The organism is Mycobacterium sp. ITM-2016-00316 (assembly GCF_002968335.2).
Taxonomy (GTDB): Bacteria; Actinomycetota; Actinomycetes; order Mycobacteriales; family Mycobacteriaceae; genus Mycobacterium.
Window position 1 is genome coordinate 4,769,743 of sequence record NZ_CP134398.1, and the last position, 15,696, is coordinate 4,785,438.

12 protein-coding genes are annotated in these 15,696 nt (G+C 68.6%); 8 read left to right on the plus strand and 4 right to left on the minus strand.

The window, feature by feature from the left end; translation table 11 throughout:
• Nucleotides 1-32: 32 nt before the first annotated feature.
• A complete protein-coding gene (gene rpmF, locus C6A86_RS22945) occupies nt 33-206 on the minus strand; it encodes a 50S ribosomal protein L32 (RefSeq protein WP_057168308.1) in 174 nt (57 codons plus the stop codon).
• 259 nt (nt 207-465) lie between these two features.
• On the opposite strand from rpmF, the gene C6A86_RS22950 reads away from it, so the two are divergent.
• The 7 genes from C6A86_RS22950 to C6A86_RS22980 all read left to right on the plus strand — a co-directional run bounded on the left by C6A86_RS22950 (nt 466) and on the right by C6A86_RS22980 (nt 9,626).
• A complete protein-coding gene (locus tag C6A86_RS22950) occupies nt 466-2,193 on the plus strand; it encodes an acyclic terpene utilization AtuA family protein (protein ID WP_199196093.1) in 1,728 nt (575 codons plus the stop codon).
• A gap of 70 nt (nt 2,194-2,263) precedes the next feature.
• A complete protein-coding gene (locus C6A86_RS22955) occupies nt 2,264-3,415 on the plus strand; it encodes an acyl-CoA dehydrogenase family protein (protein WP_105362255.1) in 1,152 nt (383 codons plus the stop codon).
• On the plus strand, nt 3,412-5,007 hold the full coding sequence (locus C6A86_RS22960) for an acyl-CoA carboxylase subunit beta (RefSeq protein WP_105362254.1): 1,596 nt from the start codon (nt 3,412-3,414) through the stop codon (nt 5,005-5,007). Before C6A86_RS22955 ends, C6A86_RS22960 begins: the two co-directional genes overlap by 4 nt.
• A gap of 91 nt (nt 5,008-5,098) precedes the next feature.
• Nucleotides 5,099-7,063, plus strand: a complete 1,965-nt coding sequence (locus tag C6A86_RS22965; RefSeq protein WP_105362253.1) for a biotin carboxylase N-terminal domain-containing protein — start codon at nt 5,099-5,101, stop codon at nt 7,061-7,063.
• A gap of 53 nt (nt 7,064-7,116) precedes the next feature.
• Nucleotides 7,117-8,220 (plus strand): acyl-CoA dehydrogenase family protein, encoded by a 1,104-nt coding sequence (locus tag C6A86_RS22970; RefSeq protein ID WP_233212909.1) that lies wholly within the window; start codon nt 7,117-7,119, stop codon nt 8,218-8,220.
• Nucleotides 8,220-8,975, plus strand: coding sequence for an enoyl-CoA hydratase family protein (locus C6A86_RS22975; RefSeq protein ID WP_311100881.1), 756 nt, complete (start codon nt 8,220-8,222; stop codon nt 8,973-8,975). Before C6A86_RS22970 ends, C6A86_RS22975 begins: the two co-directional genes overlap by 1 nt.
• 72 nt (nt 8,976-9,047) lie before the next feature.
• Nucleotides 9,048-9,626 (plus strand): DUF1707 domain-containing protein, encoded by a 579-nt coding sequence (locus tag C6A86_RS22980; protein WP_105362780.1) that lies wholly within the window; start codon nt 9,048-9,050, stop codon nt 9,624-9,626.
• Nucleotides 9,627-9,669: 43 nt separating this feature from the next.
• Here the strand turns inward: C6A86_RS22980 and C6A86_RS22985 are convergent, their stop codons facing one another.
• Nucleotides 9,670-11,652, minus strand: coding sequence for a VWA domain-containing protein (locus C6A86_RS22985; RefSeq protein WP_105362779.1), 1,983 nt, complete (start codon nt 11,650-11,652; stop codon nt 9,670-9,672).
• Nucleotides 11,627-13,009 carry an ATP-binding protein gene (locus tag C6A86_RS22990; RefSeq protein ID WP_105362785.1) on the minus strand — a complete coding sequence of 461 codons (1,383 nt, stop codon included), beginning with the start codon at nt 13,007-13,009 and terminating at the stop codon, nt 11,627-11,629. Before C6A86_RS22990 ends, C6A86_RS22985 begins: the two co-directional genes overlap by 26 nt.
• A gap of 84 nt (nt 13,010-13,093) precedes the next feature.
• Here C6A86_RS22990 and C6A86_RS22995 point away from each other — a divergent pair, with 84 nt between their 5' ends.
• Nucleotides 13,094-14,116, plus strand: coding sequence for an alpha/beta hydrolase (locus C6A86_RS22995; protein WP_396834142.1), 1,023 nt, complete (start codon nt 13,094-13,096; stop codon nt 14,114-14,116).
• A 15-nt stretch (nt 14,117-14,131) separates the two neighbouring features.
• On the opposite strand, the gene purH is transcribed toward C6A86_RS22995, so the two are convergent.
• Complete coding sequence (gene purH, locus C6A86_RS23000) at nt 14,132-15,691, minus strand: bifunctional phosphoribosylaminoimidazolecarboxamide formyltransferase/IMP cyclohydrolase (protein WP_105362778.1); 1,560 nt, start codon at nt 15,689-15,691, stop codon at nt 14,132-14,134.
• Between the last annotated feature and the right edge of the window lie 5 nt (nt 15,692-15,696).

The following is a 15,696-nucleotide window of genomic DNA, read 5'->3' on the forward strand; positions in this document are numbered from 1 at the left end:
AGAGCGACCTGAGAGGCGCGCCGTTGGGGCAGTTACTTGCGGTCGAGGTCGACCAGGCCGAGGCGGGCGGCCTTGAGCAGGCGACGCGGCACCTTGCGCTGCTGGCCGCCCACAGCGACGTTGACCAGGCCGACGGCCTCGGTCTTCCACTGCGACCGGCGGCTACGGGTGTTCGAGCGCGACATCCGGCGCTTGGGCACAGCCATGTTGGAGATCTCCTCTTGCGGGTTTCCGCCGCGCAGCGAACAGCGACGGCAAGTTGCAACACAGGATAGCCCGCACCGCCGGATGCCTCCAAACTGCCCAAGAACGTGCGCGGTTTCGGCCCCGAGGCGATGCCCCTGGCGCAAGACTGCAACAGCGGACGGATCAAGGCCCACCCCTTGACGCGGTACCGTCGGTACCGACTAATCTACCTACCGGTTGGTCGAAGTGCGATGGGAGCTTTCAGTGGAGTCTGCAGCAGTGCGGATCGGCAACTGCTCGGGGTTCTACGGTGACCGCATCGCGGCCATGCGGGAGATGCTCGAAGGTGGTGACCTCGACTACCTCACCGGCGACTACCTGGCCGAACTGACCATGCTGATCCTGGCCCGCGACCGGGCCAAGAACCCCGAGCTCGGCTACGCCAAGACCTTCCTGCGCCAGCTGGAGGACACGCTCGGACTCGCCCTGGACAAGGGCGTGAAGATCGTCGCCAACGCCGGCGGCCTGAATCCGGGCGCGCTTTCCACCGCGGTGCGCGAGCTCGCCGACCGCCTCGGACTGACCGTGAACGTGGCCCACGTCGAGGGCGATGACCTCGTCGCGCGGGCCGACGAGCTCGGGTTCGGGGGAACGGCACCGCTCGCCGCCAACGCCTACCTGGGGGCCTGGGGCATCGTCGAGTGCCTGAACTCCGGAGCCGATGTCGTCGTCACCGGTCGCGTCACCGACGCCTCGGTGATCGTCGGCCCGGCCGCCGCCCATTTCGGCTGGACCCGCACGGACTACGACGCCCTCGCCGGCGCGGTCGCGGCCGGCCACATCATCGAATGCGGCACCCAGGCCACCGGCGGCAACTTCTCGTTCTTCACCGAAATTCCGGGGATCCACGGCTGCTACCACCCCGGCTTCCCGATCGCCGAGATCGCCGCCGACGGTTCCTCGATCATCACCAAGCACCCCGGCACCGGCGGACTGGTCAGCACCGACACCGTCACCGCGCAGCTGCTCTACGAAATCGCCGGTGCGCGCTACCCGAACCCGGACGTCACGCTGCGCATGGATTCGGTCTCGCTCTCCGCAGCCGGTCCCGACCGGGTCCGGGTCAGCGGGGTGCGCGGCGAGGCCCCACCCCCGACGCTGAAGGTCTCCCTGAACAGCATCGGCGGCTTCCGCAATGCCACCTCGTTCGTGCTGACCGGCCTGGACATCGAGGCCAAGGCCGAGCTGATCCGGTCCCAACTGGAAAGCCACCTCAAGGTCCGCCCCGCCGAGCTGCAGTGGACGCTGGCCCGCACCGATCATCCCGACGCCGACACCGAGGAAGCCGCCAGCGCGCTGCTGCACTGCGTCGTCCGCGACCCCGACCCCAAGATCGTGGGACGCCAGTTTTCCTCCGCCGCAGTGGAACTGGCGCTGGCCAGCTACCCAGGCTTCACCTCGACCGCCCCTCCCGGAGACGGCCAGGTGTACGGGGTGTTCACCCCGGGCTATGTCGATGCCGCCGCGGTGCCGCATGTCGCCGTGCACGCCGACGGCACCCGCGTGGCCATCGCCCCGGCGACCGAGACGCTGGTCGTCGAGCCCGCCGAGGCACCCGAACTTCCCGAGCCGATCGAACCGGGCCCCACCGTCCGGGCGCCGCTGGGCCGCATCGCCGGCGCCCGCAGCGGCGACAAGGGCGGCTCCGCCAATGTCGGGGTCTGGGTGCGGGCCGGGGCGAGCGAAGCGACGGGAAACAAAGCAGATGCCCAATGGCATTGGCTGGCAAATACTTTGACCGTCGACAAGCTGCGCGAACTGCTCCCCGAGACCGCCGAGCTGCCGGTGAGCCGGCACCTGCTGCCGCGGCTACGGGCGGTCAACTTCGTCATCGAGGACATCCTCGGACAGGGCGTCGCCTACCAGGCCCGCTTCGATCCGCAGGCCAAAGGCCTGGGCGAATGGCTGAGATCCCGATATGTCGACCTCCCGGAAAGGCTGTTGTGATGCGAAGGCGAACCCACGTGAGGATCGCAGCGAGGCACGAGCGAGGACCGGAGCAAGGGAGAGCCAAGCAATGAGGAACAGCATCTGGCACGCCCCCGAACGTGACGACCTGCGAAAGACGGTGCGGGCGTTCGCCGAACGCGAGATCCTGCCCCACGCGCAGGAGTGGGAACGCGCCGGTGAAATACCGCGCGAACTGCACGCCAAGGCCGGTGCGGCCGGGTTGCTCGGCGCGCCCTACCCGGAAGCGGTCGGCGGCGGGGGCGGTGACGGCGCGGACGCGGTGATCATCTGCGAAGAACTGCATCAGGCCGGCGTACCGGGCGGCACGTTCGCCTCGCTGTTCACCTGCGGCATCGCCGTGCCGCACATGATCGCCTCGGGCGATCAGCGCCTCATCGACACCTACGTTCGGCCCACCTTGCGCGGTGATCTCATCGGGTCACTGGCCATCACCGAACCCGGCGGCGGCTCCGATGTCGGGCACCTGACCACCAAGGCTGTCCGGGACGGGGACGATTTCATCGTCAACGGCGCCAAGACCTACATCACCTCAGGTGTGCGCGCCGATTACGTGGTCACCGCGGTGCGCACCGGCGGACCGGGCGCCGCCGGGGTGTCCCTGCTCGTCGTGGACAAGCACACTGCGGGCTTCGAGGTCAGTCGCAAGCTGGAGAAAATGGGCTGGCGTTCCAGTGATACCGCCGAACTGTCCTACACCGATGTCCGCGTGCCCGCCGCGAACCTCGTCGGCGCCGAGAACACCGGTTTCGTGCAGATCGCCGGCGCCTTCGTCTCCGAGCGGGTGGGCCTGGCCGCCCAGGCCTATGCCAGTGCACAACGGTGCCTGGACCTGACCGTCCAGTGGTGCCGGGACCGGGAGACCTTCGGCCGACCGCTGATCTCGCGGCAGGCCGTGCAGAACACGCTGGCCGACATGGCGCGGCGCATCGATGTGGCACGGGTGTACACCCACCGGCTGGTGGAGCGCGAGATGGCGGGTGAGACGAACCTGATCACCGAGGTCTGCTTCGCCAAGAACACCGCCGTGGAGGCCGGCGAATGGGTCGCCAATCAGGCCGTCCAATTGTTCGGCGGGATGGGCTACATGGCCGAATCCGAGGTGGAGCGGCAGTACCGCGATATGCGCATCCTGGGCATCGGCGGCGGCACCACCGAGATCCTCACCTCGCTGGCGGCCAAGACGATGGGCTTGCAATGACCCGACTGACATCGACCCTGGATCCGCGCGCGGCCACCTACCACGAAGCCGCCGACGCCATGGCGGCCAAGCTCACCGAACTGGCCACCGAACACGAACGCGCCCTCGCCGGCGGCGGCAGCAAGTACGTCGACCGCCACCATGCCCGGGGCAAGCTGACGGCACGCGAACGCGTCGAACTGCTGCTGGATCCGGATGCCCCGTTCCTGGAGCTGAGCCCGCTGGCCGCCTGGGGCAGCGACTTCACCGTCGGCGCCAGCGTGGTCACCGGTATCGGCGCCGTCGAGGGTGTCGAATGCCTGATCGTCGCGAACGACCCCACCGTCAAGGGCGGCACCAGCAACCCGTGGACGCTGAAGAAGATCCTGCGCGCCAACCAGATCGCCATCCAGAACCGGCTTCCGGTGATCTCCCTGGTGGAATCCGGCGGCGCGGACCTGCCGACCCAGAAGGAGATCTTCATCCCGGGCGGGCAGATGTTCCGCGATCTGACCAGACTGTCGGCGGCCGGCATCCCCACCATCGCACTGGTTTTCGGCAACTCCACCGCCGGCGGCGCCTACGTGCCCGGCATGTCCGATCACGTGGTGATGATCAGGGAACGCTCCAAGGTGTTCCTCGCCGGACCCCCGCTGGTCAAGATGGCCACCGGCGAGGAATCCGATGACGAGTCCCTGGGCGGCGCCGAGATGCACGCCCGCACGTCCGGTCTGGGTGACTACCTGGCCGACGACGAACTCGATGCGATCCGCATCGGACGGCGCGTCGTGGCGCGGCTGAACTGGCGCAAACAGGGCCCGGCCCCGGCCCCGGTCGTCGAGCCCGAGTACGACGCCGAGGAGTTGCTCGGCATCGTCGGCGCCGACCTGCGCATCCCGTTCGACCCGCGCGATGTGATCGCCCGCATCGTGGACGGCTCGGACTTCGACGAGTTCAAACCGCTCTACGGTTCATCGCTGGTCACCGGATGGGCCACGCTCTACGGCTATCCGGTCGGCATCCTCGCCAACGCCCGCGGCGTGCTGTTCTCCGAGGAGTCGCAGAAGGCCACCCAGTTCATCCAGCTGGCCAATCGCGCGAACACGCCATTGCTGTTCCTGCACAACACCACCGGATACATGGTCGGCAAGGCGTACGAGGAGGGCGGCATGATCAAACACGGATCGATGATGATCAACGCCGTCTCCAACTCGACGGTGCCGCACATCTCCCTGCTCATCGGGGCGTCCTACGGGGCCGGCCACTACGGGATGTGCGGGCGCGCCTACGACCCGCGTTTCCTGTTCGCTTGGCCCAGTTCGAAATCCGCGGTGATGGGCGGCACGCAGCTGGCCGGCGTGCTGTCGATCGTCAGCCGGGCCGCCGCCGAAGCCCGCGGCCAGCAGGTCGACGAGGCCGCCGACGCCGCGTTGCGCGCCGCGGTCGAGGCGCAGATCGAGGCGGAATCCCTGCCGATGTTCCTGTCCGGCCGGCTCTACGACGACGGTGTCATCGACCCGCGCGACACCCGCACCGTGCTGGGAATGTGCCTGTCCGCCATTGCCAGCGGACCGATCGAGGGGACGTCGAACTTCGGCGTCTTCAGGATGTGAGCGTCGTGACCACTCCCTCCTCAGCGATTTGCGCACCATCAGTAACGGTGAGCGTTACAGATGGTGCGCAAATCGCGGAAAGCATCGCGAAATGATCACCAGAATCCTCGTCGCCAACCGTGGCGAGATCGCCCGCCGGGTGTTCACCACCTGCCGTCGCCTCGGCATCGGTACCGTCGCGGTGTACACCGATCCCGATGCCGCGTCCCCGCACGTCGACGAGGCCGATGTCCGGGTGCGCCTGGAGGGCCGCAACGGCTACCTCGATGCCGGACAGCTCATCGCCGCGGCGCATACGGCCGGCGCCGACGCCATCCATCCGGGATACGGATTTCTCTCCGAGAACGCGGATTTCGCCGAGGCCGTGCAGCGGGCCGGGTTGGTCTGGATCGGCCCGCCGGTGTCGGCGGTGCAGTCGATGGGCTCCAAGATCGAAGCCAAGAAACTGATGGCCGCCGCCGGCGTTCCGGTGCTGGCCGAACTGGATCCGGCCGCGGTGACGGCCGCGCAGCTGCCGGTGCTGATCAAGGCGTCCGCCGGCGGTGGCGGACGCGGTATGCGGGTGGTTCGCGATCTCGCGGCGCTGCCCACCGAAGTGGCTGCCGCGCAACGGGAAAGCCAGTCTGCGTTCGGCGATCCGACGGTGTTCTGCGAACGCTATCTGGCCGCCGGCCACCATATCGAGGTCCAGGTGATGGCCGATCAGCATGGCACCGTGTGGGCCGTCGGCGAGCGTGAATGCTCGATTCAGCGCCGGCACCAGAAGGTCATCGAGGAGGCGCCCTCGCCCCTGGTGGAACGCACACCGGGGATGCGCGCCAAGCTCTTCGAGGCGGCCCGGCTGGCCGCGGGAGCCATCGGGTACACCGGAGCGGGCACCGTCGAGTTCATGGCCGACGCACACGGGGACTTCTTCTTCCTGGAGATGAACACCCGGCTGCAGGTGGAGCATCCGGTCACCGAGGAAACCACCGGTCTCGACCTCGTCGAATTGCAGATCGAAGTGGCCGACGGGGTCGCACTTCCCGCGCAACCCCCCGCGGCGCAGGGGTATTCGATCGAGGCCCGGCTGTACGCCGAGGATCCGGCCAGGGGCTGGCAGCCGCAGGCCGGTGCCGTGCACCATTTCGCGGTTCCCGCTGCGCGCACCGAGTTCGGCACGCTCGGCCGGGTCGGGGTCCGGCTGGATTCGGGCATCGTGGACGGTTCACAGGTATCGGTGTTCTATGACCCGATGCTGGCGAAGGTGATCTCGTTCGCGTCCACCCGGCAGCGAGCCGCGGCGACCCTTGCGGATGCGTTGGCCCACGCCCGGATTCACGGGGTGGGGACCAACCGCCATCTGCTGGTCAATGTGTTGCGGCACCCGGCGTTCCTGGCCGGTGACACCGACACCGCGTTCTTCGACACCCACGGACTGGCCGACCTGGCGGCCGCCCCGCCGGACACCGCCGCCCTGTCGGCGCTGGCTGCCGCGCTCGCCGATGCCGCACACAACCGCAGCACCGCCACTGCTTTCGGTCCCGCGCCCAGCGGGTGGCGCAACCTCTTCTCGGGCTACCAGACCCGGGTGTTCCGGGACGCCGCCGGAGAGGAACAGCTCATCCGGTATCGCGTCGGCCGCAGTGCGGTCGAGTTGCCCGACTTCCCGGATGTCACCGTGGTGTCGAGCAGCCCCAGCCGGGTGGTGCTGTCCGTGGGCGGCGCCGAGCAGCCGTTCGACGTGGCCCGCTACGGAGACGACGTCTTCGTCGATTCGCCGATCGGTCCCGCCCCGCTGATCAGCCTTCCGCGTTTCCCGGACCCGGACTCCGCGGTGGCGCACGGTTCGCTGCTCGCCCCGATGCCCGGCTCGGTGGTGCGGGTGGGTGCCGCAGCAGGAGACACCGTCACCTCCGGACAGCCGTTGATCTGGCTGGAGGCCATGAAAATGGAGCACACCATCACCGCCCCGGGCGACGGTGTGCTCGCCGAACTGAATGTGCAGCCCGGACAACAGGTCGAGGTCGGAGCCGTCCTGGCCCGGATCGAGAACCCCGAAGGAGATCAATCGTGACCAGCTTCATCGAGACCGAGGAACAGCAGGCGCTGCGTAAGGCCGTCTCGGCGATGGCCGCCAACTACGGCCAGGACTACTACCTGGAGAAGGCGCGCGCCGGCGCTCACACCGACGAACTGTGGTCGGAGGCAGGCAAGCTCGGCTTCATCGGGGTCAACCTGCCCGAGGAGTACGGCGGCGGCGGCGCTGGCATGTACGAGTTGTCGATGGTGATGGAGGAGATGTCGGCGGGCGGCTGCCCGCTGCTGATGATGGTGGTCTCCCCCGCCATCAACGGCACCATCATCAGCAAGTTCGGTACCGACGAACAGAAGAAGCGCTGGATCCCGGGGATCGCCGACGGCTCGATCACGATGGCCTTCGCCATCACCGAACCCGATGCCGGCTCCAACAGCCACCGCATCACCACCACCGCGCGCCGCGACGGCAGCGACTGGATCCTGTCGGGGCAGAAGGTCTACATCTCCGGTGTCGACCAGGCCCAGGCGGTACTCGTGGTCGGGCGCACCGAGGATCACAAGACCGGCAATCTGAAGCCGGCGCTGTTCGTGGTGCCCACCGACACCCCGGGGCTGTCCTGGACGAAGATCGAGATGGAGATCCTCAGCCCCGAGTACCAGTTCCAGGTCTTCCTCGACGAGGTGCGGCTGCCGTCGGACGCGTTGGTCGGTTCCGAGGACGCGGCGATCGCGCAGCTGTTCGCCGGGCTGAACCCCGAGCGCATCATGGGGGCGGCCAGCGCCGTCGGCATGGGACGCTTCGCCATCGGCAAGGCCACCGACTACGTCAAGACCCGGCAGGTGTGGAAGACACCCATCGGCGCGCATCAGGGCATCTCACATCCGTTGGCGCAGAATCACATCGAGATCGAGCTGGCCAAGCTGATGATGCAGAAGGCCGCCGCGCTCTATGACAGCGGTGACGATTTCGGCGCCGCTGAGTCCGCGAACATGGCCAAGTACGCCGCCGGCGAGGCTTCGGTGCGCGCGGTGGACCAGGCCGTGCAGTCGCTGGGCGGCAACGGGTTGACCAAGGAGTACGGCATCGCGTCGGTGCTGACCGCCTCCCGGCTGGCCCGTATCGCGCCGGTGAGCCGGGAGATGATCCTGAACTTCGTCGCGCAGACCTCGCTGGGCCTGCCCCGGTCGTACTGATGCTCGTCCAGTACGCCGTGGAGGGCCGGGTCGCCCGGCTGACGCTGGATTCCCCGCACAACCACAACGCGCTGTCCACCGCGCTCGTCGAACAGCTGCACCGCGGTGTCGACGACGCCGTCGCGGCCGGGGCGCGGGTGGTGGTGCTCGGGCACACCGGGCGGACCTTCTGCGCCGGCGCCGACCTCAGTGAGGCCGCCGACCGGGACCCGGGAGACATCGCGGTGGACAGCGCCCGCGAGATGACCCGGCTGCTGCGGGCCATCTTGGCCGCACCGGTGCCGGTGATCGCCGCGGTGGACGGTCACGTCCGCGCCGGCGGCATGGGACTGGTCGGTGCGTGCGATATCGCGGTGGCCGGGCCGCAGAGCACGTTCGCGCTCACCGAGGCCCGCATCGGTGTCGCCCCGTCGATCATCTCGCTGACGCTGCTGCCGAAGTTGACCGCGCGGGCGGCGGGCCGCTACTTCCTCACCGGCGAGAAGTTCGGCCCGGCGGAGGCCGCCGACATCGGGTTGATCACCATCGCCGCCGACGACGTGACCGGCACGGTCGACACCCTGACCGCCGATATCGCCAAGGCCTCCCCGCAGGGTCTGGCGGCGTCCAAGGCGCTCACGACGGCCGGGATCCTCGCCGGGTTCGATACGCACGCCGACGCGTTGACCGCACAGTCCGCCGAGCTGTTCACCTCCGCCGAGGCCCGCGAGGGCATGCTGGCCTTCCTGCAGAAACGCAGCCCCGACTGGGCGTGAGCGAACACCTCGGGTTTGCCAGTTTCGACGACGAGCTTGCGTTTACCGGCGTGAGTCGTAGGCTCAGTAACGATGAGCACTTCGTCGTGGCAGAACGGCTCGACCCGCGCCGGCGACGCCGAGCGCATTCAGGTAGCTCAGTTGCTGACCGACGCCGCCTCTCAGGGCAGGCTGTCGATGGACGAATACGAACAGCGGTTGGCCAAGGCCTATGCCGCCACCACGCACGGCGAACTGGCCCGGTTGTCCGCCGATCTGCCGGATTTCGCCACCACCGCCAATTGCGGGGGCACCCGCAAGCCCGCACCATCGACGTTGCTGCTGGCCATCCTGAGCGGCTTCGAGCGGCGCGGCCGCTGGAACGTCCCGAAGCGGCTCACCGCGTTCGCCCTGTTCGGGGGTGGTGTGATCGATCTGCGGTACGCCGATTTCACCTCGCCCGAGGTGGACATCCACTCGATCTCGATCTTCGGCGGGCAGACCATCCTGCTGCCGCCGGAGGTCAACGTCGCCGTCCGCGGCCACGGCGTGATGGGGTCCTTCGATCACGTCGGCGAGCAGGGCACACCCGGCGCACCGTGCATCACCATCCGCGGGTTCTCACTGTGGGGCAGCGTCGGCATCAAGCGTAAGAAGCGCAAGAACAGCTGAAGCGTTTTCTTTGCTCGAACTCCACGCGTACGCCCGGAATCCGTCAGCGGCGGCGGGCCCGTAGATAGTCCCCGACCACCGCTGCGCCCAGCCCGTCCAGATCCGGCACCACCACCCGGCCCCCGACGCGGCGCGCCACCTGGTCGATGAACCGGGCCAGTCCCGGATCGCTGCCGAGGCGGAAGATCGTCAGCTGCGCCCCGAGCGCGGCCAACTCGTCGAATCCCTTCACCGTCAGCGCAATGGTGCGTGGGTGCGGTGGGTAGTAGAAGAACGCCTCGGCACCGTCGCCGAAATCCTCCAGGTGCGCGGTCGGCTCGCCGTCGGTCACGATCATCACCACTGGCTGCGCATTGGGGTGCCTGCGCAGATGCCGGGCGGCCAGCGCCAGCGCGTGGTGCAGGTTGGTGCCCTGATCGCGCACGCCCTCCAGCGCGGTCAACTCCGCGGCGCTGACGGTGCGCGCGTGCCTGCCGAACGCGATGATCTCCAGGTCGTCGGAACGGAACCGGGTGCTCACCAGATGGTTGAGCGCCAGCGCGGTCCGCTTCATCGGCAGCCACCGGTTCTCCATCACCATGGAGAAGCTGGTGTCGACCAGCAGTGCCACGGCCGACTGGGTTCGGGTCTCGGTCTCGGAGATCTCGACATCCTCGACGCTGAACTGCACCGGGCCGTCGGTTATCCCTCCGCCGGCTTGCCGCAGCACCGCATTGGTGATGGTGCGGGTGACGTTCCACGGTTCGGTGTCCCCGAACGCCCACGGCCGGGTGGCGCCGGTCAGCTCGCCCGCCGCACCGGCCCGGCGCGTCTCACGCTCACCGTGGCGACCGGAAAGCTGTCGCGCCACATCACGCAGCGCGGTCTGCCCGAGCTGTCGCATCGCCTTGGGTGACAACCGGAACTGACCGTCGGAGCCGCGGTCCAGGAAGCCCTGTTCGGTCAGGGCGCGCTCGAGGTCGGCGAGCGTGCGCGCGTTGACCGCGGCCTCGTCGCCGAGCTGGCGGGCCAGCATGTCCAGGTCGACGTCCTCCATGGTCGCGCCGGCGTAGCTCTGCGACAGCTGCTCGGCGAGTTGCTCGAGCTCGCTGATATCGGCCAGCGCCTGAGTGCCCTGGCCCATGCCCATCGGGTCGTCACCGCTGAATTCTTCGGAACCCGACCAGTCCTCGCCGGGGCGGGCCGCCTGCAGGTTGGCGTCCAGCCGGTTCAGCGCGTTCATCAGCGACGGGGATCCGAAGGCCTGCTGCGCCAGCGCATCCAGTTCGGCACGCTGGGATTCGGACAGGCTGTTGCGGAAACGCTGCGCGGTGGCGGAGCGCTTGGCCAACGAGTCCATCAGTTCGTCGACATTGCGCGGGTTCTCCGGGAAGTGCTGGCCGTGTTCGGCCATGAACTTCTCGAAGTCCTCTTGGGTGTCTTCGCCCTTGGCGTGCTTCTCCAGCAGATCGTTGAGGTCGTCGAGCATCTTGTTGATCGCCTGCCGGTCCTCGTCGGTGGCGTTCTGCAGCGCCTCCTTCATCCCGGCGAAGCGTTGGTCGAGCATCTCCCTGCCGAGCAGATCCTTGATCTGGTCGTACTTTTCCCGGGCCTCCGGTGAGCGCCAGTCGTATTCGGCGAGTTCCTGGACCGCCTTGGCCGGGGACGGCGACAGCGCCTCGATCTGCATCTCGTTGAAGCGGGCGTCATCGTCCAGCGCCCGCGCGAGCTCCTTGCGCTCGGCCAGCACGGCCTCGTCGAGCAGCTTCTTGACCTCGGCCAGGGTCCCGTCGAGATTGTTGCGCTGCAACAGTTCCCGACGCCGGCGGTTCACCTCGGCGGCCAGCCGATCGGCCCCCGGCATGTTCTCGGTGCCGCGGCGCATCAGCTCCTGCAACGCCCGGCGCGGTGAGGCACCGGACATGACGTCCTCACCGATCGCATCGAGCGCCTCCCGCAGATCGACCGGGGGCGCCAGCGGGTCGGGCCCACCGGAGTACCGCGAATACCTGGAAAGGCGTTTAGCCATAGACGGTTTCACCCTCATCGGATTGCTTGTCGATGCGCTTGGCCAGATACAGGCCCTCCAGCACGAGCTCCACCGCGGCCGCGCGCTGCCCCTCGGTCTGGGCGCCGAGGCGCTCGGCGATCTCGTCGAGCACCGGCAGTTCGGGCAGAGCGGCCAGCACGTCCTTCGCCGATACCCGCTCCCCCGTGGTCACCGGCGAACCGGCCTCCACGGCAGCCACCAACGGCCCGACATCGATGCCGCCGAGGGCACGGGACGCGGTATCCGCGGTGGCGCGGCGCAGCAGGTGCTCCATCACCGCCTGCTCGCGGCCCTCCTCACCGGATTCGAATTCCAGCTTGCCGCGCAGCACCTCGATCACGGTGCCGAGATCGACCACCCTGGCCACCGGATCCTGCTCGCCGAGGATGGCGCCGCGGTGCCGGGCCGAGGCCGCCACCGTCTCGGCGGCGGCGATGGCGAAGCGCGCCGAGACACCCGAGCGCTGATCGACCGCGGTGGATTCGCGCAGGGCGCGGGCGAACCGGGCGATGACGGCCAGCAGATATTCGGGGACCTCGGCGGACAGGTGCGCCTCCTGGGAGATGACACCGACCTCGGCATCGAGTTCCAGCGGGTAGTGCGTCCGGATCTCGGCGCCGAAGCGGTCCTTGAGCGGGGTGATGATGCGGCCGCGGTTGGTGTAGTCCTCGGGGTTGGCGCTGGCCACCACGAGCACGTCGAGCGGCAGCCGCAGCGTGTAGCCGCGCACCTGGATGTCGCGCTCCTCCATCACATTGAGCATCGCGACCTGGATGCGCTCGGCGAGGTCGGGCAGCTCATTGACCGCGACGATGCCCCGGTGCGAACGCGGAATGAGACCGTAGGCGATGGTTTCCGGATCGCCGAGACTGCGGCCCTCGGCGACCTTGATGGGGTCGATATCGCCGACCAGGTCGGCCACGCTGGTGTCCGGGGTGGCGAGCTTCTCGGTGTAGCGCTCGCTGCGGTGGATCCACCCGATCGGCAGGCCGTCGCCCGCGGCGGCCGCCTGGCGGATCGATGCCGGGGTGATCGGGGAATAGGGATGCTCGCGCAGCTCGGAACCTTCGATCACCGGCGTCCACTCGTCGAGCAGCCCGATCAGCGACCGCAGCAGCCGGGTCTTGCCCTGGCCGCGCTCACCGAGCAACACGAAGTCGTGGCCGGCGATCAACGCACGCTCCACCTGGGGCAGCACCGTGTCCTCGAAACCGAACAGCCCGGTCCAGATCTCGTCGCCTTCGGCGAGGCGTGCGAGCAGGTTCTCCCGGATCTCCTGCTTGATCCCGCGCTCCTGATGGCCTGAGGCGCGCAGCTCGCCGACGGTGCGGGGCAGATCATTAGGTGACGTCACGACGTCCACGCTACGACTGCTGTCGACTGTGGGCTTGCCCACCTGACCGTTCCGGGCTTCGCCATGAGAAAAATACCCAGTACCATGGGTACCGTGAACTTGCACGAATGGCGTGATCGGCCCAGCACAGTGAGCTTCGGCCCGGCGTCCTGGCAGTCCCGCGCACTGGGCATACTGACCGCACTCACGCTGCGGCCGGTCCTGGGATTGCTCACGTGCATCGGCCTGCTCGTCAACCGGATCTGGCCGGCCGGCCTGCAGCGCGCGCACCTCGACATCATCGACCGCCCGCTGCGCCTCATCCGGGCGCTGCCCGGCACCGTCGTCACCCCCGAACGGCTGCCGCACTGTCCCGCCGAATGGGTGCTGGCGCCCACCTCTGAGGATTCGGATCGCGTCATCATCTATTTCCACGGTTCGGCGCTGGTGACACTCGGCCTGAACTCGCACCGCCGGTTCGCCTCGAAGCTCTCGGCCGCCACGGGTGCCCGGGTGCTGAACGTCGGCTACCGGCTGGCACCGCAGGCCAGCATCGACGAGGCCGTGGAGGACGGGTTGGACGCCTACCGGCACGCGCTGACGCTGGGCTTTGAGCCCGGCCGCATCGTGCTCGCCGGCGATTCGGCGGGCGGGCTGATCGCCGCCGACACCGCATTGGCCATCCGGGACGCCGGGTTGACGGTCCCCGCCGGGCAGGTGCTGCTGTCGGCGTTGACGTCCGCCGATATGGACCTCAAGTACCGCGCCCTGCGCGATCACAAGGACGTGCTGTTCCCGTTCATGACGGTGAAGTTCATCTACGACGTGTTCGCCACCGTCAACGGGACACGGCCGGTGCCGGTCATGCCCGCCGAGTCCAACGCGGCGGGGTTGGGCCCGTTCCTGCTGCAGATCGGCACTGACGAGATGCTGCGCAACGACACCTTCGTGCTGGCCGATCAGCTCACCGCCGCGGGTGTACCGGTGTGGGTTCAGGTCTGGGACAAGGCGATGCACATGTTCCAGCTGTCCTTCGACGTCAACCCCGACGCCCGCCGCGCCGTCGGGGAGATCGCGTCCTTCGTCGACCACGTGACGGCAGCCGCAAGTCGCGAAGCCACCGCCTGACCCCGGTTCGCCGTACTAGTGCGCGAAGTGCCGTGCCCCGGTGAGGTACAGCGTGATGCCGGCCGCCGTCGCCGCCGCGGTGACCTCGTCGTCGCGCACCGATCCGCCCGGATGCACCACCGCCTTGACCCCGGCGTCGATCAGCGTCTGCAGGCCATCCGGGAACGGGAAGAAAGCGTCCGATGACGCCACCGCGCCCTGGGTACGCTCACCGGCCCGCTCGACGGCGAGCCGCGCCGCGTCGACCCGGTTGACCTGTCCCATACCGACACCGACAGTGGCGCCGTCCTTGGCGATCACGATGGCATTGGACTTCACCGCCCGGCCCGCACGCCAGGCGAAGACCAGATCGGCCAACATCGCCGGGTCGGCCGGATCGCCGGAGGCCAACGTCCAGTTGTTCGGATCGTCGCCCTCGGCGTCGAGTGCGTCGCGCTCCTGCACCAGCAGCCCGCCACTGATCGGCCGGAAATCGACAGCGGCCCCCTCAGGTTCAGCGGCCACCAGGATGCGGATGTTCTTCTTCTTGGTCAGCGCCTCCACCGCGCCGGGCTCATAGGCCGGGGCCACGATCACCTCGGTGAAGATATCGGCCACCGTCTCGGCCATCTCGACGCTGACGGTGCTGTTGGTGGCGATCACTCCGCCGAAGGCCGACAACGGATCACACGCGTGCGCCTTGGCGTGCGCATCGGCGACCGACACCGACGACACCGCGATACCGCAGGGGTTGGCGTGCTTGATGATCGCCACGCAGGTCTGCTGGTGGTCGAACGCGGCACGCCAGGCGGCGTCGGCGTCGGTGTAGTTGTTGTAGGACATCTCCTTGCCGTGCAACTGCTCGGCCTGGGCAAGTCCCGGCCAGCCGGAGTCGTCGCGGTACAGCGCCGCCTTCTGGTGCGGGTTCTCGCCGTAGCGGAGCACCACGGTGCGGCGCGAGGTCGACCCGACCCACCGCGGCAGTTCCGCACCCTCTTCCGGGGCGAGCACCGAGACCATCCAGGCCGCCACCGCCACGTCGTACTCGGCGGTGTGCTGGAAAGCCAGCGCGGCCAGCTTCTTCCGCTCCGTGAGGGTGAACCCGCCGGAGCGCACCGCGGCCAGCACACCGTCATACCCGAGCGGGTCGACGACCACGGCGACACTGGGATGGTTCTTCGCGGCCGCCCGCACCATGGACGGGCCACCGATATCGATCTGCTCGACGCACTCGTCGGGCCCGGCGCCGGAGGCCACCGTCTCGCTGAACGGGTACAGGTTCACCACCACGAGTTCGAACGGCGCGATGCCCAAGTCGGTCAGCGCCGCCTCGTGCTCGGACTTGCGCAGATCGGCCAGCACGCCGGCGTGCACCTTGGGGTGCAACGTCTTCACGCGGCCGTCGAGCACCTCGGGGAAACCGGTGACATCCTCCACCGGCGTCACCGGGACCCCGGCGCCGGCAATGGTTTTCGCGGTCGAACCGGTGGAGACGATGCTGACGCCCGCCTCGTGCAGGCCGCGGGCGAGGTTCACCAACCCCGTCTTGTCGTACACACTGATCAACGCACGCCGGATCGGCCGCTTGTCACTCATCGCTG

Excerpts from the sequence above, each read along its gene's own strand:
- rpmF (WP_057168308.1), bottom strand. The coding sequence starts at position 206 with ATGGCTGTGCCCAAGCGCCGGATGTCGCGCTCGAACACCCGTAGCCGC.
- C6A86_RS22955 (WP_105362255.1), top strand. The coding sequence starts at position 2,264 with ATGAGGAACAGCATCTGGCACGCCCCCGAACGTGACGACCTGCGAAAG.
- C6A86_RS22960 (WP_105362254.1), top strand. The coding sequence starts at position 3,412 with ATGACCCGACTGACATCGACCCTGGATCCGCGCGCGGCCACCTACCAC.
- C6A86_RS22965 (WP_105362253.1), top strand. The coding sequence starts at position 5,099 with ATGATCACCAGAATCCTCGTCGCCAACCGTGGCGAGATCGCCCGCCGG.
- C6A86_RS22970 (WP_233212909.1), top strand. The coding sequence starts at position 7,117 with ATGGCCGCCAACTACGGCCAGGACTACTACCTGGAGAAGGCGCGCGCC.
- C6A86_RS22975 (WP_311100881.1), top strand. The coding sequence starts at position 8,220 with ATGCTCGTCCAGTACGCCGTGGAGGGCCGGGTCGCCCGGCTGACGCTG.
- C6A86_RS22980 (WP_105362780.1), top strand. The coding sequence starts at position 9,048 with ATGAGCACTTCGTCGTGGCAGAACGGCTCGACCCGCGCCGGCGACGCC.
- C6A86_RS22985 (WP_105362779.1), bottom strand. The coding sequence starts at position 11,652 with ATGAGGGTGAAACCGTCTATGGCTAAACGCCTTTCCAGGTATTCGCGG.
- C6A86_RS22995 (WP_396834142.1), top strand. The coding sequence starts at position 13,094 with ATGGGTACCGTGAACTTGCACGAATGGCGTGATCGGCCCAGCACAGTG.
- purH (WP_105362778.1), bottom strand. The coding sequence starts at position 15,691 with ATGAGTGACAAGCGGCCGATCCGGCGTGCGTTGATCAGTGTGTACGAC.